Here is a 16,464-nt window from a genome sequence, read left to right on the forward strand (position 1 = left end):
CGGCCCCGGTCAGCGCTCCGCGAAGACCGGCTCCCACCGTCCGGCGCTGGAGTCGGTGCCCTTGCGGAAGCCGCTCAGCGGTACCTCCTTGTCGCTGCCGATGGTGACCAGCACCAGCCGCTGGTGGTACTCGCTCTCCTTCGCCCCCTTCCCGATGTCCCAGGCGATGAGGGACTTGTCGTCGGCCCAGGCGAGCAGTTGCTGTCCGTGGATCTCGGTCTTGCCGCCGGTGGTGGCGTCGACGACGTAGGACGAGGTGTGCCACTTCTGGCCCGCGAAGTCGCCGGCGACGAGCTTGCCGCTGGGCGAGTCCCACGCGTCGACGTACCAGACCAGGTACTTCTGGTTCTCCGGCACGGGCATCGCGGTGCCCTTGAGGTCCCAGAACTGCTTGCCGATGTCGCCCTCGGGGTTCCCGGCCCAGATGTACCTGCCGTCCCGGGTGAGGGCGAAGTCCTGGCGGGAGTTGATGAAGCCGGGGCCCATGGGGTTGTTCGGGTCGCCGCCGATCTTGACCTCGCTCCAGGAGCCGTTGCCGGAGGCCACGTCGAAGACGTAGAAACCGGTGCGGCTCGACGGATCCTTCCCGCTCCAGCCGTTGGAGCCCTTCGGCTTGACCATCTGGTCGGGGTTCTCGCCGTAGGTCGTCGCGACGAGCTTCCGTCCGTCCCGCGAGAACTGGAGCCCCGCGACCTTGTGGTCGACCTGGATCCACCGCTCGACCTTGCCGGTGGTCAGGTCGAGCAGACCGATCCTGGAGGCGGGCAGGGTCTTCTCCAGGACGGCGGCGGTCTTCATGCCGGGGGCGACGGCGACGATGGACCACTGGGGGGCCTTCACGTACTTGCCCGTCTTCTGGTCCAGCAGCCAGTAGACGCGCTGGGAGACGGCCTCCGTGGCCGACCGCTTGACGGTGGTCGGAATGTAGTAGGCGGCAAGTGCCGTGTTCCCGGCCGCGATCAGGTCGCGCGGCGGCGACTGGTCGGGGGCGGCGCTGATCTTCTGCTGTTCCACGACACCCGACGGACGGACGTCGTGCTTCCCGGAGTCCAGCAGCGGGACGGCGACCGCGACGGCGACCACGGCGGCCGTGGCGGCGGCGATGCTGGCGAGCCTGCGGTTGCGGCGACGCCGGCGGACGGCCAGCACCCAGTCGGCGAACCCCGGTCCTGCCGGGGCCTGTTCGGCGGCCTGCTCGCGCAGCGCGTCGCGGAGGAGTTCCTCGACGTTCACGGACGCACCTCCACGGGCGAGTAGTCGCGGGACGGCTGGAGCTCGACGTCGGCCGGGCCCAGGGCGGCCAACTCCGGTGCGAGAGCGCGCAGTCGGGCCAGGGAGCGATGGGTGGTGGAGCGTACGGTGCCGACGGAGCAGCCCAGGAGACGGGCCACGTCGGCCTCGGGCAGGTCCTCGAAGTAGCGCAGCACGAGCACGGTGCGCTGGCGGGCGGTGAGCCGGGACAGCGCCTCGCGCATCACCAGGCGCAGTTCGGCCGCCGACGCCGCGTCGACCTCCGCGCCCGCCTCCGGCGGTTCGGCGACGCTGACCTCGCGCTTACGCCACTTCAGCCGCCAGCGGCTGACCTGCTGGCGGTAGAGGATCCGCCGTACGTAGGCCTCGGGTTCATCGATCCGCTGCCACCGCCCGGCCGCCTTGGCCAGGGCGTTCTGCAGCAGGTCCTCACCGGCGTGCTGGTCGCCCCCGCTGAGCAGCACGGCGGTCTTCAGCAGTGCCGACGACCTGCTGTCCACGAAGTCCCGGAAACTCTCCAGCCCTTCGGCATTCATCGTCACCTTCTCTTCCCCCGGCGGTGCCCGTGCCCCGCCTCTGTATTCCTTGTGACGCTCGCGGGGGTGCGTCGCTATGCCTGTCGGCCCGAGAAATTTCCGCCCGGCCCGCGCGGGCCCTGTCATGCGGCCCGACGGTGTCCGTCTGGAAGACGGAGGCGATCGTGGCGTATGCCGAGGGCGAGGTCACGGCGTTGGCGGGTTTCGCGGCGACCGTACGGACATGAGCGAGCGCCCTCCCGGCGGGCGGAAGGGCGCTCGACTCACGTCACGGCACTGCTAGTTGTGGCTGTGCAGGATCTCGTTCAGGCCGCCCCAGACCGCGTTGTTCGGGCGGGCCTCGACCGTGCCGGTGACCGAGTTGCGGCGGAAGAGGATGTTGGAGGCACCGGACAACTCGCGGGCCTTGACGATCTGGCCGTCGGGCATCGTGACGCGGGTGCCGGCGGTGACGTAGAGGCCGGCCTCCACGACGCACTCGTCGCCGAGCGCGATGCCGACGCCGGCCTCGGCGCCGACCAGGCAGCGCTCGCCGATGGTGATGCGGACGTTGCCGCCACCGGACAGCGTGCCCATCGTGGACGCGCCGCCGCCGATGTCCGAGCCGTCGCCGACCACGACACCGGCGGAGATACGGCCCTCGACCATCGACGTGCCGAGCGTGCCTGCGTTGAAGTTGACGAAGCCCTCGTGCATGACGGTGGTGCCCTCGGCGAGGTGCGCGCCGAGGCGGACCCGGTCGGCGTCGGCGATACGGACGCCCTTCGGGACCACGTAGTCCGTCATGCGGGGGAACTTGTCGACGGACGTCACCTGGAGGTGCAGTCCCTCGGCGCGCGCGTTCAGCCGGACCTTCTCGACGTCGTCCACGGCGACCGGGCCGAGCGAGGTCCAGGCGACGTTGGCGAGGAAGCCGAACATGCCGTCCAGGCTCTGGCCGTGCGGCTTGACCAGGCGGTGCGAGAGGAGGTGCAGGCGCAGGTAGACGTCGTGCGCGTCGAGCGGCTTGTCGTCGAGGGAGGCGATGACCGTGCGGACCGCGATGACCTCGACGCCCCGGCGGGCGTCAGGACCGATCGCCTTGGCCGCACCCTCACCGAGCAGCTCCACGGCACGCTCGGCGGACAGCCGCTCGGTACCGGCGGGGCCAGGTTCGGCGGACAATTCGGGCGCGGGGAACCAGGTGTCGAGTACGGTCCCGTCGGCGGCGACGGTGGCGAGGCCGGCGGCAACGGCGCCGGTGGTGCGAGGTGCGGTCGTGTCGGTCATGAGGGAAACCTAACCTGGCGGGGGCGGCAGGGACCAACTCGTCCACGGGGCGTCTCAGGGAACGACACACCCGTACGCCCCACGGCAGTGTTACGGGCGGCCCGCACCCCCCTCGTAGTGCGGGCCGCCCGTGCCGGGGTGCCGGGTCAGCCGCGTGCGCCTGCCTTGTCCACCACGGCGCGCGCGGCGATCGACTGGCCGCCGACGACCTTTCCGTCCACAAGCATCCGTGTCCCGACGATCCGGTAGGTCTGCGGGTCGATCAGCCACTGGTCCGCCATCGACCCCCCGGACTTGAGGGTGCCGTCCCTGGGATAGGCCAGCGCGATCACCCGGCGCCCCGCGGCGTCCTTCACCAGGTGGTCGGCGACCTTGCCTCCGGGCAGGGTCGCGAGGGCACGGTAGAGCGAGGCCAGCCCCTTGGACGGCATCACGTGGGCGGTCAGCAGCACGCTGATCTCCGTGTAGTCCGACTCGGCCCGGGTCGTCCCCTTGCCGTCGGCGATGGCGTTCTTCTCACGGAGGAACTTCAGGGTCTGTCCGGCGCCGGCGGGCAGGGCGTCCAGCACCCGGTACATCTCACGCGGCGAGCGGTCGTCGCCCTCCCCGCCGTTCTCCAGGTGCATCTTGGTGACGGAGAGCTTGGACTTCTGCCCCTTGGGGACGGGATTCACGGAGGCCATCGCGCTGCCGTCGTACCGGATCCAGCCCGGTTGCTCGATCGCCGCCCTGCCCAGCGCCTTCACGGTCCCCGGATCGGGTGCCTCGGCCATCTGCAGGGTGTAGATCCACTGATCGGCCCTCGGTACGGCGGAGTCCGGCTCCTTCTCTACCAACTCGGCTGCCCGCTCCAGGAGTTGAGCCGCGCTCAGCCCCCTCAGATCCGCGTTCGGCGTGGCCGCGGGCTCCACCTTCCGGCCCGGGGTCGTCCCGGCCAGCAGCACGGTGACGGTGACGGCCACGGCGGTGACCGCGGCCACGACCGCGACGATCACGAACTCCCGTCGCCGCCAGAGCGCTCGGCGCCGCTGTCCGGCCAGCGCGGCCTCGGTCAGCCGGGTACGCCCCGCCGCGAGGCGTCCGCGGTCGGGCTCCGTCGCTTCGGCGCGCAGCTCGCGCACGTGTGTCATCTCGTCCATCGCTATGCCACCTCCGCCGCGTCGTTCACGAATGCGGGATCGGCGCCGAGCGCCGTACGTACCTTGCGCCGCGCCCGGTTGAGCCGGGAACGGACGGTGCCGACCGGGATGCCCAGCGCCTCGGCGACCTCCTGGTAGGTGAGGTCGGCCCAGGCGACGAGCAGCAGCACGTTCCGGTCGCCCGCCGACAGCGCGGCGAGGGCACCGGCGAGCGGCCCCTGCGCGGCGATCCGACTGTCGGTGTCCTCGACCCAGGACTCCCCCCAGGACGCGGCGACGGGGTCACGCCCGGTGCGGGCCAAGGCCTTGAGCGCCCGCACTTCGGTACGGCGCTGCTTGCCGATGAGGTTGCCCGCGATGCCGTAGAGCCAGGGGCGCGCGTTGGCCCGACTCAGGTCGTACCGCGACCGGATGCGAAACGCCGCGAGAAACGTGTCGGCGGTGACGTCATCGGCCGCACCGTCCCCCAACCGCCGCGCCGCGTACCGGTGAATGTCCGCCGCGTACCGGTCATAGAGCAGGGCGAACAACTCCGGCTCCTCCAACGACCGGGCAACAACCTCCGCATCGTCGCCACCCCGCGCCGCGGCTGACGGTGGTCCACTCACAAGGCTCCCCCATTCATTCCGGTTCGTCAGTGCCGACGGTTCACCAGTGCCGAGTGGTGCGGTGTCGCCTGCTGTTACCCGGTGGGGGGCGGAGAGTTCACGGTAGGCCGACGAAAGTCGCGCGGGGGCCGGAGAGGCCATGGGGGACTGGAGAGTTCACCGAGAGGCTGGGGAGGGAGCGGGGGGCGAAGAGGTCATGGGGAGGCTGAGTGGTCGCGGGAGGGCGGCGGATTCACGGCGAGGGCCGGAAAGTTCGCGGAGAGGCTGGGGAGAGAGCGGAGAGCGAAGAGGTCATCGGGAGGCTGAAGTAGTCGCGTGAGGCCGGCGGACTCACGGCGAGGGCCGGAGAGTTCATGGGGAGGCTGAAGTGGTCGCGTCGGCTGGCTGGTTCAGGGGGCGAAGAGGTCATCGAAAAGCGGGAGGGATCGCGGAGGCCACAGAAGTCATGGGGCCGACAAGTCCACGAGGAGGCTGACGCGGTCGCGGAGGGGACCGGCGAGTTCAAGGGGAGGGGCGAAGTGGTCGCGAGGGGCGGCGACTTCACGAGTAGGCCGAACACGTCGCAGGGGGTAGCCACTTCACGGAGAGGCCGGTGAAGTCACTAAGGGGTGCAGCGGGTACCGGGCATGGCGCGCGCAAGCACCTCAGCCCTCCCCCTCAGTCCCGGCCCCGGATCCGGACCTGCCCTCAGCCCCCGGACCTGACCTGGACCTCGACGCCGACCCCAGCCCCAGACCCAGCTCCAACCCCAGGCCCAGGCCCAGGCCCCGCCCCCAGAATCACCCGCCCCAACACCTCCCGCGCATACCGCTCGTCATACACCGCGTCCGTCAACAGCACCTGCAGACAGATCCCGTCGATCAGCGCGACGAGCGCTCGCGCGGTCACCGGGTCCGTCCGCCGGGCCAGTTGCTCGGCGAGGTCGCGGGTCCACTCGTCGGCGACGGGGCGCAGCGCGGGGCGGCGCAGGGCGGCCAGGTACAGCTCGTACTCCAGCTCGACGCCCGTGCGGTCGCCCGCGAGCCACTCCCCCATCCAGCCGGCCAACTCCCCGGCCAGGTCGGTGCGCGGGTCCTCAAGACCACCTCGCGAGGCGATCACCTTGGCGAAGGCCTCGTTGGCCTGGCGCAGTGCGGCGACCATCAGTTCGTCGAGGGTCGTGAAGTGGTACGTCGTCGAGCCGAGCGGCACATCGGCCTCGGCGGCGACGGAACGGTGGCTGAGGCCCGCGATGCCCTTCTCCCCGACCACCCGGATCGCCGCGTCGATGATCCGCTGACGCCGCTCGGGGTCGTAACGCCGAGCCATCAGTGCGCGCCGCCCAGGTTGAGGACCACGACCCCGACGATGATCAGCGCGATGCCGACGGCCTTCGCGAGGGTCATGCCCTCACCCAGGAACACCGTCCCGATCCCCACGATGGCCGCGGTGCCGAGGCCGGCCCAGATCGCGTAGGCCGTACCCACCGACATCGACTTCAGCGTCTGCGCGAGCAGCGCGAAGGACAGCACGTATCCGACGACCGTGAGGACCGACGGCCACAGCCGGCTGAAGCCGTGGCTGAACTTCATGGCGGTGGTGCCGCCCACCTCCGCGGCGATCGCCGTGAGGAGCATCAGGAATCCCATGTGTACGAGTGTACATAACGGCACCGGCACAGTGGACGTGAAGTCCCATACGTCACGTGAGTGCCTCTACGTGACACACGGACCCGGGAATCTCGTAGAAACCGCTCACTGAAACGGCTGCTCGGAGCCCCCTCCCTCCACTACTGTTTCACCGTTCACACACCTGGCTCTTACGGTCACGGCCGTCGCCATGGGCGCCGCTGGAGGAACAGCGCATGCCAGACAGCACGTCCCAGCCCCCTTCCCCGCACAACACCCCCTGGGAGAACGGCTGGACCCCCGACAGCTCCCGGGCCCCCGGAACCCGCCGGCTCTGGCTGGCCGGAGCTCTCGCCGTCACCACGATCGTCACGTGCGTCACGGCAATTGTCGTGACGGACAAGGATGCTGACGACAAGTCACATATGAAGCAGGCGGATCAGAACACACCCGACAGTGCCGACGGTCCCGGCCTGCTCTCGTTCGCCTCACCGTCGACGAAGAGCACGCCCACGCCCGACGAGCACACGCCGGCCTCCGCGAAGGCGCCCACCACCTCGACCGCCGCCACGGAACACAGCTCCACTCCCTCACCCTCGACGAAGGCGCCCGCACCCTCCAAGTCGACGTCGTCCCACGGGAGTTCGTCCGGCTCGTCGAGTTCCTCGACCACCTGGAGATCGGTCCGCTCGGTCAACTACCCGGACCGCTACTGGCAGGTGAGCGGCGACTTCGTCAAGCTCAACCCGGTCAGCTCCGCCGCGGCCCGCCGCGCCGCCACCTTCAAACTGGTCAAGGGCCTGGCGAAGAGCTCCTGTTACTCCTTCGCGACGGCCGACGGCACCTACCTCCGTCACCGCAACTTCGTCCTCCGCGCGGAACGCAACGACGGCTCGTCCCTCTTCAAACAGGACGCCACCTTCTGCCCCCGCGCGTCGCCCGACTCCGGAGCGGTGATGCTGGAGTCGGTCAACTACCCGGGCCGTTTCCTCCGCCACCAGAACTTCCAACTCAAGCTGGACCGCTACCAGAACAGCAGCCTGTACCGGTCGGATTCGGCGTTCCGGCTGGTGGCCGGGCTCAACTAGGCGGACACGTCTCGAAAAGCGATCAGCGAGGCCTTGGGCCGCAGTACGCAGAACTCGTTGCCCTCCGGGTCCGCGAGCACCACCCAGCCCACGGCCTCGCCCTGTCCGACGTCGACCCGCCGCGCACCCAGCGCGAGAATCCGCTCGACCTCGGCCTCCTGGTCGTCGGGGGCGAGGTCGAAGTGCAGCCGGTTCTTGACGGTCTTCGGGCCGCTCACCGGCATGAAGCAGATCCCCGTCTCCGCGAACTCCCCAGGCCCGATGACGACTTCGCGTTCCCGCTCCGAGAGAATCCGCCAGTCGAGCACCCCGCACCAGAAGCGGGCGAGCCCGGGCAGATCGTGCGTGTCGATGACGACGTGATGCAGAGAAACGGCCATACCCCAAAGGTATGGCCGTTTCCGGTGAGTCAGCAGGCTCAGACGTTGAACCCCAACGCCCGAAGCTGATCCCGCCCGTCGTCCGTGATCTTGTCCGGGCCCCACGGCGGCATCCAGACCCAGTTGATGCGGAGTTCGTTGACGAGGCCGTCCGTGGCGGACCTGGCCTGGTCCTCGATGACGTCCGTCAGCGGGCAGGCCGCCGAGGTCAGCGTCATGTCGATGGTCGCGATGTTCGCGTCGTCGATGTGAACGCCGTAGATGAGGCCGAGGTTGATGACGTCGATACCCAGTTCGGGGTCGACGACGTCGAGCAGGGCCTCGCGGACCTCCTCCTCGGAGGCGGGCTTGATCTCCATGGTCTCGGTGTCGCTCATGCCGTCTTCCTTTCCGCGTCGGCGTCGGCTCCGCCCAGGGCCTGGGCCGTCGCGTCCTTCCACGCCATCCAGCTCAGGAGGGCGCACTTCACACGTGCCGGGTACTTGGAGACACCGGCGAACGCAATCGCGTCCTCCAGCACCTCCTCCATCGCGTCGTCGGGCTCGATCCTGCCCTTGGACTGCATCAGCTCCAGGAAGGTCTCCTGGATCTTCTGCGCCTCGGACAGCTCCTTGCCGACGAGGAGGTCGTTCAGTACGGAGGCCGATGCCTGGCTGATGGAGCAGCCCTGGCCCTCGTACGAGACGTCGCTGATCGTCGTGCCGTCGTACTTCACGCGCAACGTGATCTCGTCGCCGCATGTCGGGTTGACGTGGTGCACCTCGGCGTCGCCATCCCGCAAGCCCCGCCCGTGCGGGTGCTTGTAGTGATCCAGGATGACTTCCTGGTACATCGAATCCAGCTTCACGGTCTCAGTTCACGTCCCTCAGCCGAAGAAGTTCCGTACGTGCTCCAGACCGTCGACCAGTGCGTCGATCTCGGCCGGCGTGGAGTACAGATAGAACGACGCTCGCGTGGTCGCAGGAATTCCGTAGCGGAGGCAGACGGGTCGTGCGCAGTGGTGGCCGACCCGGACCGCGATACCTTCCTCGTCCAGTACCTGGCCCACGTCGTGCGGGTGGATGTCACCGAGCGTGAAGGAGATCGCCGCGCCCCGGTCCTCGGCCGTGGTGGGGCCGATGATCCGCAGGTCGGGGACGTCCAGCAGGCGCTTCACCGCGTACTCCGTGAGCGCGTGCTCATGGGCGAGGATCTTGTCCATGCCGATGGCCGACAGGTAGTCGATCGCCGCGCCCAGACCGACCGCCTGCGCGATCGGCGGGGTGCCCGCCTCGAACTTGTGCGGCGCCGGGGCGTATGTCGACGAGTGCATCGACACCGTCTCGATCATCTCGCCGCCGCCCAGGAACGGGGGGAGGTCTTCGAGCAGCTCCTGGCGGCCCCACAGCACACCGATGCCCGTCGGGCCGCACATCTTGTGGCCGGTGAAGGCCACGAAGTCGGCCTGGAGGGCCTGGACGTCCAGTGGCATGTGCGGTGCGGCCTGCGAGGCGTCGATCAGGACCAGGGCCCCGACCTCCTGCGCGCGGCGCACGATCTTCTCGACCGGGTTGACCGTGCCCAGGATGTTGGACACCAGCACGAAGGAGACGATCTTCGTCTTCTCCGTGATGACCTCTTCTATGTTCGAGAGGTCCAGCCGGCCGTCGTCCGTGAGGCCGAACCACTTCAGCTTCGCGCCGGTGCGCTGCGAGAGCAGCTGCCACGGCACGATGTTGGAGTGGTGCTCCATCTCCGTGATGACGATCTCGGTCTCGTGGTCCACGCGGTAGGGCTCGTCGGCCCAACCCAGCATGTTGGCAACGAGGTTGAGCGACTCGGAGGCGTTCTTGGTGAAGATCACCTCGTCGCGGCTGGGCGCGTTGATGAAGGTGGCGACCTTGTCGCGCGCGCCCTCGTACAGCGCCGTGGCCTCCTCGGCGAGCACATGCACACCGCGGTGGACGTTGGCGTTGTAGCGCTCGTAGTACTCGTTCAGGGCGTCCAGCACCTGGCGCGGCTTCTGCGAGGTCGCCGCGTTGTCCAGGTACACGAGCTTCTTACCGTCGTGGACCGTGCGGTCCAGGATGGGGAAGTCCTTGCGGATCGCCTCGTCGAGCAGCTGAGAAGAACTCGTGAGGAGGCCCGGCGTCTGCGTCACGCGGATACGCCACCCTTCGTGTAAGCCTCGTAGCCCTCGTCCTCCAGTTTGTCGGCGAGCTCGGCGCCGCCGGACTCGACGATCTTGCCGCCGGAGAAGACGTGCACGAAGTCGGGCTTGATGTAGCGCAGGATGCGCGTGTAGTGCGTGATCAGCAGGGTGCCGACCTCGCCGGTCTCGCGGACGCGGTTGACGCCCTCGGAGACGACGCGCAGGGCGTCGACGTCCAGGCCGGAGTCGGTCTCGTCGAGGATCGCGATCTTCGGCTTGAGCAGCTCCAGCTGAAGGATCTCGTGGCGCTTCTTCTCACCGCCGGAGAAGCCCTCGTTGACGTTGCGCTCGGCGAAGGCGGGGTCCATGGAGAGGCGCTCCATGGTCTCCTTGACTTCCTTCACCCAGGTACGCAGCTTGGGGGCCTCGCCACGGATCGCCGTGGCGGACGTACGGAGGAAGTTGGAGACGGAGACGCCGGGGACCTCGACCGGGTACTGCATCGCGAGGAAGAGGCCGGCGCGGGCGCGCTCGTCGACGGACATCTCCAGGACGTCCTCGCCGTCGAGGGTGACGGTGCCGCCGGTGATCGTGTACTTCGGGTGGCCCGCGAGCGAGTAGGCGAGGGTCGACTTGCCGGAGCCGTTCGGGCCCATGATGGCGTGGGTCTCGCCCTGCTTCACGGTGAGGTCGACGCCCTTGAGGATCTCCTTCGTGGCGTTGTCGGCCTCGACGGTGACGTGCAGGTCGTGGATTTCAAGCGTTGCCATGGGTTCCTCAGGACTCCTGGGTGAGGGAGACGAGCACGTCGTCCCCTTCGATCTTTACGGGGTAAACGGGTACGGGGCGCGTGGCGGGAAGGCCGGACGGCTTGCCGGTGCGCAGGTCGAACGCGGAGCCGTGCAGCCAGCACTCGATTTGACAGTCCTCCACCTCGCCCTCGGAGAGCGAGACGTTCGCGTGCGAGCAGATGTCGTTGATCGCGAACACCTCTCCCGCGGTACGGACGACCGAGACCGGCGTGCCGTCGAGTTCCACCCGTTTCGGGGTGTCCTCCTCCAGCTCGCTCAGCCCACAGGCGCGTACGAACGACATCAGACCGACGCCTCCAGCTCCGCGTCGATCTTCTCCAGCAGCCGCTCCTGGATGTCGGCGACACCGATCTGCTGGACCAGCTCGGCGAAGAAGCCGCGGACCACCAGTCGGCGGGCGTCGTCGGCGGGGATGCCGCGGGCCATCAGGTAGAAGAGCTGCTCGTCGTCGAAGCGGCCGGTCGCGGAGGCGTGTCCGGCGCCGACGATCTCGCCGGTCTCGATCTCCAGGTTCGGCACGGAGTCGACCCGGGCGCCGTCGGTCAGCACGAGGTTGCGGTTCATCTCGTACGTGTCGGTGCCCTCGGCCGTGGCCTCGATGAGCACGTCGCCGATCCAGACGGCGTGGGCGCCCTCGCCCTGGAGCGCGCCCTTGTAGACGGCGTTGGACTTGCAGTGCGGGACGTTGTGGTCGACGAGGAGGCGGTGCTCCTGGTGTTGGCCGGCGTCCGTGAAGTACAGGCCGAACAGCTCGGCCTCGCCGCCGGGTCCGGCGTAGGCCACGCGCGGGTGCAGTCGTACGAGGTCGCCGCCGAAGGTGACGACGAACGACTTGAAGGTGGCGTCGCGGCCGATCAGCGCGTTGTGCTGGCCGACGTGTACGGCCTTGTCGTCCCAGTCCTGGACGGAGACGACGGTCAGCTTGGCGCCGTCACCGAGGACGTAGTCGACGTTGGCCGCGAGGACCGCGTCTCCGGTGTGGTCGATGACGACGACGGCCTCGGCGAAGGCTCCCAGCTCGATGACCTGGTGGCCGTAGGCGACCCCGCCCTCGCCGTGCACGACGATGCGGATCGGCTCGGTGAGGACCGTCTCCTTGGGAACGGTGACGACCGAGGCCTTCTCGAAGGACGAGTAGGCCTGGGCGGCCACCCGGTCCACCGGGGTGCCCGCCTTGCCGAGTCGCGCGTCGTCACGGCCGACGGTCTCCACGGTGACCCCTTCCGGGGCCCCGATGGCGACCTTCACGCCGTCGCCGGTGGCGACCGCGGTGCCGTCGTGCAGTCCGCGCAGGCGCTCCAGCGGGGTGAACCGCCACTCCTCCTCGCGGCCGTGGGGGACCGGGAAGTCCGCCACGTCGAAGGACGGGGGCGCGCTCATGCGCGTGGCGACGGTCGACTCGGCGGCAACGGCCACCGCGCCGGCGGTGGTGGAGCCCACCGGAATACTCTGAGCCTCAGCCATGGCTGTCGGTCTGCTCTCTTTCCTGCATCAGAATTCGCTGGCTACTTGCGGAAGGACCGGTCTTAACCGACCGAGCCTTCCATCTGCAGCTCGATCAGCCGGTTGAGTTCGAGCGCGTACTCCATGGGCAGTTCCTTGGCGATCGGCTCGACGAAGCCGCGCACGATCATCGCCATCGCCTCGAACTCGGTCATGCCCCGGCTCATCAGGTAGAAGAGCTGGTCGTCGCTGACCTTGGAGACGGTCGCCTCGTGGCCCATGGACACGTCGTCCTCGCGGACGTCCACGTACGGGTACGTGTCCGAGCGGGAGATCGTGTCGACGAGCAGCGCGTCGCAGAGCACGTTCGACTTGGAGCCGTGGGCACCCTCGCCGATCTCGACGAGACCGCGGTAGGACGTACGACCGCCGCCGCGCGCCACCGACTTGGAGACGATGTTGGAGGACGTGTTCGGCGCCATGTGGACCATCTTGGAGCCGGCGTCCTGGTGCTGGCCCTCGCCCGCGAAGGCGATGGAGAGGGTCTCGCCCTTGGCGTGCTCGCCCATGAGGTAGACGGCCGGGTACTTCATCGTCACCTTGGAGCCGATGTTGCCGTCGATCCACTCCATGGTCGCGCCCTCGTAGGCGACGGCGCGCTTGGTGACCAGGTTGTAGACGTTGTTCGACCAGTTCTGGATGGTCGTGTAACGGCAGCGGGCGTTCTTCTTGACGATGATCTCGACGACCGCGCTGTGCAGCGAGTCCGACTTGTAGATCGGGGCCGTACAACCCTCGACGTAGTGCACGTAGGCACCCTCGTCGACGATGATCAGGGTCCGCTCGAACTGGCCCATGTTCTCCGTGTTGATCCGGAAGTACGCCTGCAGGGGGATCTCGACCTGCACGCCCTTCGGCACGTAGATGAAGGAACCGCCGGACCACACGGCGCTGTTCAGCGAGGCGAACTTGTTGTCGCCGACCGGGATGACGGTGCCGAAGTACTCCTTGAAGAGCTCCGGGTGCTGCTTCAGCGCGGTGTCGGTGTCGAGGAAGATGACGCCCTGCTCCTCCAGGTCCTCACGGATCTGGTGGTAGACGACCTCGGACTCGTACTGCGCGGCGACACCGGCGACGAGGCGCTGCTTCTCCGCCTCGGGGATGCCGAGCTTGTCGTACGTGTTCTTGATGTCCTCGGGCAGGTCCTCCCAGGACTCCGCCTGCTTCTCCGTGGAACGCACGAAGTACTTGATGTTGTCGAAGTCGATGCCGGAGAGGTCGGAGCCCCAGTTCGGCATGGGCTTCTTCTCGAACAGGCGCAGGCCCTTGAGGCGGAGCTTGGTCATCCACTCCGGCTCGCTCTTCTTGCCGGAGATGTCCCGGACGACGTCCTCGTTGATGCCGCGCTTGGCGGAGGCACCGGCCACGTCGGAGTCGGCCCAGCCGTATTCGTACGTGCCCAGACCCTCAAGCTCGGGGTGGGCAGTCTCCTCGATGGGGAGCGTCATGCGGGGTTCCTCCCGGCGGTACTCGCGGATGCGTTGGGTAGATCAGGAACGGTCTTGGAATTCTTCGGAATGAACGTCGTGCACACGCCGTCGCCGTGGGCGATGGTGGCCAGCCGCTGGACATGGGTGCCGAGCAGCTGGGAGAAGAGCTCGGTCTCCGCCTCGCACAGCTGCGGAAACTGCTCGGCGACATGGGCGACGGGGCAGTGGTGCTGGCAGAGCTGCTCACCGACCGGTGCGCTACGCGCCGTAGCAGCGTACCCGTCCACGCTCAGGGCCTTGGCCAGGGCTTCCGCGCGATCCTCGGGGGCGGCGGCCTCGACGACCTTGCTGTACGCGACGGCCTGGGCGGCCATGCGGTCACGGGCGAAGGCGACGACGGCCTCGTCCCCGCCCTCACGCTGCGCGATCCAGCGCAGCGCGTCCGCGGCGAGCTTGTCGTAGGACTGGTCGAAGGCGTCGCGACCGCAGTCGGTCAGGGCGAACACCTTGGCGGGACGGCCGCGCGTGCGCGCTCCGTAGATCCGCTGCTCACGTGCTTCCACGACGTCGTCGGCGACGAGTGCGTCGAGATGACGGCGTACGGCGGCCTGGGTCAGCCCCAGTCGGCCTGCGAGGTCGGCCACGGTCGACGGGCCGTGGTCCAGGATGGAGCGCGCGACACGGTTGCGGGTGGACCGCTCACCGGTCGCGAGTTCCTCCTGCGGGGCCTCGCCAACGTATTTCACAACGCCATTGTTGCGTAATTCCTCAGAGCCTGACAACCCGCGCCCGACCGATGGACGGTGCGCTACATCACTTAGGTTTACCTAATCTGACCTGCGAAAACGATCTTTGATCGATCAATTCACTGGTGCCACCGACCCCCTTCGAGGACACTCCCGACCATGTCCACACCCCCTCCCACCGGCCCACTTGCCACCCGGGACACAGTCGCCGCACAACTGCGCGAGCTGGGCGTCCGCCCCGGTGAGATCCTCCTCGCGCACACCTCCCTCAGCTCCCTCGGATGGGTCTGCGGAGGCGCCGTGTCGCTCGTCCAGGGACTCCTAGACGCCCTCACCCCGGAGGGCACCCTGGTCGTCCCCACCCAGACCGGCGACCTCTCGGACCCGGCCCACTGGGGAAACCCGCCGGTCCCCCGCGAGTGGTGGGACACCATCCGCACCTCCATGCCGTCCTACGACCCCCTCGTCACGCCCTCACGCGGCGTCGGCATCGTCCCGGAGACCGTCCGCACCTGGCCCGGCGCCGAACGCTCCGCGCACCCGCAGACCTCCTTCGCGGCGCTCGGCCCGCGCGCGGGCGAGATCGTCGCAGGCCACGCGACCGACTGCCGGCTCGGCGAGCGCAGCCCGCTGGCCCGCCTGGAGGCCCTCCACGCGCGCGTGCTGCTGCTCGGCGCGGGCTACGACGCCTGCACGAGCTTCCATCTCGCTGAGTACCGCATCCCGTCCCCGCCGGTCCCGATCGGCCGCCCGGGACCGGACGGCTGGGAGACGGTGACCGAGGTGTCGATCTCCTCCGACCGCTTCGACGAACTGGGCCACGACTTCGAACGGGACCGTCCGGTCGTACGGGGGCGGGTGGGCGCGGCCGACGCACGACTGTTCCCGGTGGCGGACGCCGTGGCCTACGCGGAACGCTGGCTGCCACTTCACCGCCCCCGTGAGGAGGAGATCCTGCACCCGCCGCTCTGAGACAAGGTCGGGCTACCTAGACTCGGGCCCATGCGAAGTGAGCCCGTGCTCCAGGTCCAGGCCCTGGTGAAGCGGTACGGCACGAAGACCGCGGTGAACGGCCTCGACCTGGTGGCCGATGCGGGTGTCACCGCGGTGCTGGGTCCCAACGGGGCGGGCAAGACGACCACGGTCGAGACCTGCGAGGGGTACCGGAAGCCGGACTCCGGCACGGTGCGCGTCCTGGGCCTCGACCCGGTCCGTGAGTCCGCCGCGCTGCGCCCCAGGATCGGCGTGATGCTCCAGTCCGGCGGTGTCTACTCGGGCGCCCGCGCCGACGAGATGCTCCGCCACATCGCCAAGCTGCACGCGCACCCGCTGGACGTGGACGCGCTCATCGAGCGCCTGGGCCTCGGCAGCTGCGGCCGCACGACGTACCGCCGCCTGTCCGGCGGCCAGCAGCAGCGCCTCGCGCTGGCGATGGCCGTCGTAGGCCGCCCGGAACTGGTCTTCCTGGACGAGCCGACGGCGGGCCTGGACCCCCAGGCCCGCCACGCCACCTGGGACCTGGTCAGGGACCTGCGCACGGACGGCGTTTCGGTGATCCTCACGACCCACCACATGGACGAGGCCGAGCAACTCGCCGACGACGTCGCGATCATCGACGCCGGCAAGGTCATCGCGCAGGGCTCCCCCGAGGACCTGTGCCGCGGCGGCGCCGAGAACACCCTCCGCTTCACCGGCCGCCCCGGCCTCGACGTCGGCTCCCTGCTGAAGGCCCTCCCGGCCGACTCCACGGCCGCCGAACTGACCCCGGGCTCCTACCGCGTCGGCGGCAAGGTCGACCCGCAACTGCTGGCCACGGTCGCCTCGTGGTGTGCGCAGCACGGGGTGATGCCGGAGAAGATCTCGGTCGAACGGCACACCCTGGAGGACGTGTTCCTGGAACTCACCGGCAAGGAGCTGCGCTCGTGACCACGGCGACCTACACGCCCGCGCCAGGGGCGGCACCC

At 69.0% G+C, this 16,464-nt stretch carries 19 protein-coding genes; 3 read left to right on the forward strand and 16 right to left on the reverse strand.

The features are described from left to right. Window positions 1-9: 9 nt before the first annotated feature. The 7 genes from AB0I69_RS30950 to AB0I69_RS30980 form a co-directional block, all read right to left on the reverse strand. Window positions 10-1,233, reverse strand: coding sequence for a WD40 repeat domain-containing protein (locus AB0I69_RS30950; protein WP_363099026.1), 1,224 nt, complete (start codon window positions 1,231-1,233; stop codon window positions 10-12). Then, window positions 1,230-1,787 (reverse strand): SigE family RNA polymerase sigma factor, encoded by a 558-nt coding sequence (locus AB0I69_RS30955; RefSeq protein WP_363099027.1) that lies wholly within the window; start codon window positions 1,785-1,787, stop codon window positions 1,230-1,232. The genes AB0I69_RS30950 and AB0I69_RS30955 overlap by 4 nt, the downstream gene beginning before the upstream one ends. A 279-nt stretch (window positions 1,788-2,066) precedes the next feature. Then, entirely contained in the window at window positions 2,067-3,056 is a 990-nt protein-coding gene (gene dapD, locus AB0I69_RS30960; RefSeq protein WP_363099028.1) for a 2,3,4,5-tetrahydropyridine-2,6-dicarboxylate N-succinyltransferase, read from the reverse strand. Between the two features lie 146 nt (window positions 3,057-3,202). After that, window positions 3,203-4,195, reverse strand: a complete 993-nt coding sequence (locus AB0I69_RS30965; RefSeq protein WP_363099029.1) for a CU044_5270 family protein — start codon at window positions 4,193-4,195, stop codon at window positions 3,203-3,205. Between the two features lie 2 nt (window positions 4,196-4,197). Beyond that, a complete protein-coding gene (locus AB0I69_RS30970) occupies window positions 4,198-4,803 on the reverse strand; it encodes a sigma-70 family RNA polymerase sigma factor (protein ID WP_363099030.1) in 606 nt (201 codons plus the stop codon). A gap of 687 nt (window positions 4,804-5,490) precedes the next feature. Continuing rightward, window positions 5,491-6,111 carry a TetR family transcriptional regulator gene (locus tag AB0I69_RS30975; RefSeq protein ID WP_363099031.1) on the reverse strand — a complete coding sequence of 207 codons (621 nt, stop codon included), beginning with the start codon at window positions 6,109-6,111 and terminating at the stop codon, window positions 5,491-5,493. Continuing rightward, window positions 6,111-6,431, reverse strand: coding sequence for a multidrug efflux SMR transporter (locus AB0I69_RS30980; protein WP_363099032.1), 321 nt, complete (start codon window positions 6,429-6,431; stop codon window positions 6,111-6,113). Before AB0I69_RS30980 ends, AB0I69_RS30975 begins: the two co-directional genes overlap by 1 nt. A 215-nt stretch (window positions 6,432-6,646) precedes the next feature. On the opposite strand from AB0I69_RS30980, the gene AB0I69_RS30985 reads away from it, so the two are divergent. Next, window positions 6,647-7,498 carry an AbfB domain-containing protein gene (locus AB0I69_RS30985; RefSeq protein WP_363099033.1) on the forward strand — a complete coding sequence of 284 codons (852 nt, stop codon included), beginning with the start codon at window positions 6,647-6,649 and terminating at the stop codon, window positions 7,496-7,498. On the opposite strand, the gene AB0I69_RS30990 is transcribed toward AB0I69_RS30985, so the two are convergent. The 9 genes from AB0I69_RS30990 to AB0I69_RS31030 all read right to left on the reverse strand — a co-directional run bounded on the left by AB0I69_RS30990 (window position 7,495) and on the right by AB0I69_RS31030 (window position 14,500). Next, window positions 7,495-7,878: a VOC family protein gene (locus AB0I69_RS30990; RefSeq protein WP_363099034.1), complete on the reverse strand. Its 384-nt coding sequence runs from the start codon at window positions 7,876-7,878 to the stop codon at window positions 7,495-7,497. The two genes, AB0I69_RS30985 and AB0I69_RS30990, sit on opposite strands and share 4 nt — an antisense overlap. A 38-nt stretch (window positions 7,879-7,916) precedes the next feature. Then, window positions 7,917-8,255, reverse strand: a complete 339-nt coding sequence (locus AB0I69_RS30995) for a metal-sulfur cluster assembly factor (protein ID WP_363099035.1) — start codon at window positions 8,253-8,255, stop codon at window positions 7,917-7,919. Further along, a complete protein-coding gene (gene sufU, locus AB0I69_RS31000; protein WP_363099036.1) occupies window positions 8,252-8,725 on the reverse strand; it encodes a Fe-S cluster assembly sulfur transfer protein SufU in 474 nt (157 codons plus the stop codon). The genes AB0I69_RS30995 and sufU overlap by 4 nt, the downstream gene beginning before the upstream one ends. 18 nt (window positions 8,726-8,743) lie before the next feature. Beyond that, on the reverse strand, window positions 8,744-10,018 hold the full coding sequence (locus AB0I69_RS31005) for a cysteine desulfurase (protein ID WP_363099037.1): 1,275 nt from the start codon (window positions 10,016-10,018) through the stop codon (window positions 8,744-8,746). After that, entirely contained in the window at window positions 10,015-10,779 is a 765-nt protein-coding gene (gene sufC, locus AB0I69_RS31010; protein ID WP_363099038.1) for a Fe-S cluster assembly ATPase SufC, read from the reverse strand. The genes AB0I69_RS31005 and sufC overlap by 4 nt, the downstream gene beginning before the upstream one ends. A 7-nt stretch (window positions 10,780-10,786) precedes the next feature. Next, window positions 10,787-11,104: a non-heme iron oxygenase ferredoxin subunit gene (locus AB0I69_RS31015; RefSeq protein ID WP_262062027.1), complete on the reverse strand. Its 318-nt coding sequence runs from the start codon at window positions 11,102-11,104 to the stop codon at window positions 10,787-10,789. Further along, window positions 11,104-12,285, reverse strand: a complete 1,182-nt coding sequence (gene sufD / locus AB0I69_RS31020) for a Fe-S cluster assembly protein SufD (protein ID WP_363099039.1) — start codon at window positions 12,283-12,285, stop codon at window positions 11,104-11,106. The genes AB0I69_RS31015 and sufD overlap by 1 nt, the downstream gene beginning before the upstream one ends. Window positions 12,286-12,347: 62 nt before the next feature. After that, window positions 12,348-13,772, reverse strand: a complete 1,425-nt coding sequence (gene sufB, locus AB0I69_RS31025) for a Fe-S cluster assembly protein SufB (RefSeq protein ID WP_363099040.1) — start codon at window positions 13,770-13,772, stop codon at window positions 12,348-12,350. After that, complete coding sequence (locus tag AB0I69_RS31030) at window positions 13,769-14,500, reverse strand: metalloregulator ArsR/SmtB family transcription factor (RefSeq protein WP_363099041.1); 732 nt, start codon at window positions 14,498-14,500, stop codon at window positions 13,769-13,771. Before AB0I69_RS31030 ends, sufB begins: the two co-directional genes overlap by 4 nt. A gap of 159 nt (window positions 14,501-14,659) precedes the next feature. On the opposite strand from AB0I69_RS31030, the gene AB0I69_RS31035 reads away from it, so the two are divergent. Both AB0I69_RS31035 and AB0I69_RS31040 read left to right on the forward strand, forming a co-directional pair. Beyond that, window positions 14,660-15,472: an AAC(3) family N-acetyltransferase gene (locus AB0I69_RS31035; protein ID WP_363099042.1), complete on the forward strand. Its 813-nt coding sequence runs from the start codon at window positions 14,660-14,662 to the stop codon at window positions 15,470-15,472. 30 nt (window positions 15,473-15,502) lie between these two features. Beyond that, a complete protein-coding gene (locus tag AB0I69_RS31040) occupies window positions 15,503-16,426 on the forward strand; it encodes an ABC transporter ATP-binding protein (RefSeq protein ID WP_363099043.1) in 924 nt (307 codons plus the stop codon). Window positions 16,427-16,464 lie beyond the last annotated feature (38 nt).

Origin of the sequence: Streptomyces sp. NPDC050508, assembly GCF_040655155.1 — a bacterium.
Taxonomy (GTDB): Bacteria; Actinomycetota; Actinomycetes; order Streptomycetales; family Streptomycetaceae; genus Streptomyces.

Bases quoted from the DNA above. Each gene is read 5' to 3' on its own strand.
- AB0I69_RS30975 (WP_363099031.1), bottom strand. From the start codon at position 6,111: ATGGCTCGGCGTTACGACCCCGAGCGGCGTCAGCGGATCATCGACGCG.
- AB0I69_RS30985 (WP_363099033.1), top strand. From the start codon at position 6,647: ATGCCAGACAGCACGTCCCAGCCCCCTTCCCCGCACAACACCCCCTGG.
- AB0I69_RS31035 (WP_363099042.1), top strand. From the start codon at position 14,660: ATGTCCACACCCCCTCCCACCGGCCCACTTGCCACCCGGGACACAGTC.
- sufC (WP_363099038.1), bottom strand. From the start codon at position 10,779: ATGGCAACGCTTGAAATCCACGACCTGCACGTCACCGTCGAGGCCGAC.
- sufB (WP_363099040.1), bottom strand. From the start codon at position 13,772: ATGACGCTCCCCATCGAGGAGACTGCCCACCCCGAGCTTGAGGGTCTG.
- AB0I69_RS30955 (WP_363099027.1), bottom strand. From the start codon at position 1,787: ATGAATGCCGAAGGGCTGGAGAGTTTCCGGGACTTCGTGGACAGCAGG.
- AB0I69_RS30980 (WP_363099032.1), bottom strand. From the start codon at position 6,431: ATGGGATTCCTGATGCTCCTCACGGCGATCGCCGCGGAGGTGGGCGGC.
- AB0I69_RS30990 (WP_363099034.1), bottom strand. From the start codon at position 7,878: ATGGCCGTTTCTCTGCATCACGTCGTCATCGACACGCACGATCTGCCC.
- sufD (WP_363099039.1), bottom strand. From the start codon at position 12,285: ATGGCTGAGGCTCAGAGTATTCCGGTGGGCTCCACCACCGCCGGCGCG.
- dapD (WP_363099028.1), bottom strand. From the start codon at position 3,056: ATGACCGACACGACCGCACCTCGCACCACCGGCGCCGTTGCCGCCGGC.
- AB0I69_RS30965 (WP_363099029.1), bottom strand. From the start codon at position 4,195: ATGGACGAGATGACACACGTGCGCGAGCTGCGCGCCGAAGCGACGGAG.
- AB0I69_RS31040 (WP_363099043.1), top strand. From the start codon at position 15,503: ATGCGAAGTGAGCCCGTGCTCCAGGTCCAGGCCCTGGTGAAGCGGTAC.
- AB0I69_RS30995 (WP_363099035.1), bottom strand. From the start codon at position 8,255: ATGAGCGACACCGAGACCATGGAGATCAAGCCCGCCTCCGAGGAGGAG.
- AB0I69_RS31015 (WP_262062027.1), bottom strand. From the start codon at position 11,104: ATGTCGTTCGTACGCGCCTGTGGGCTGAGCGAGCTGGAGGAGGACACC.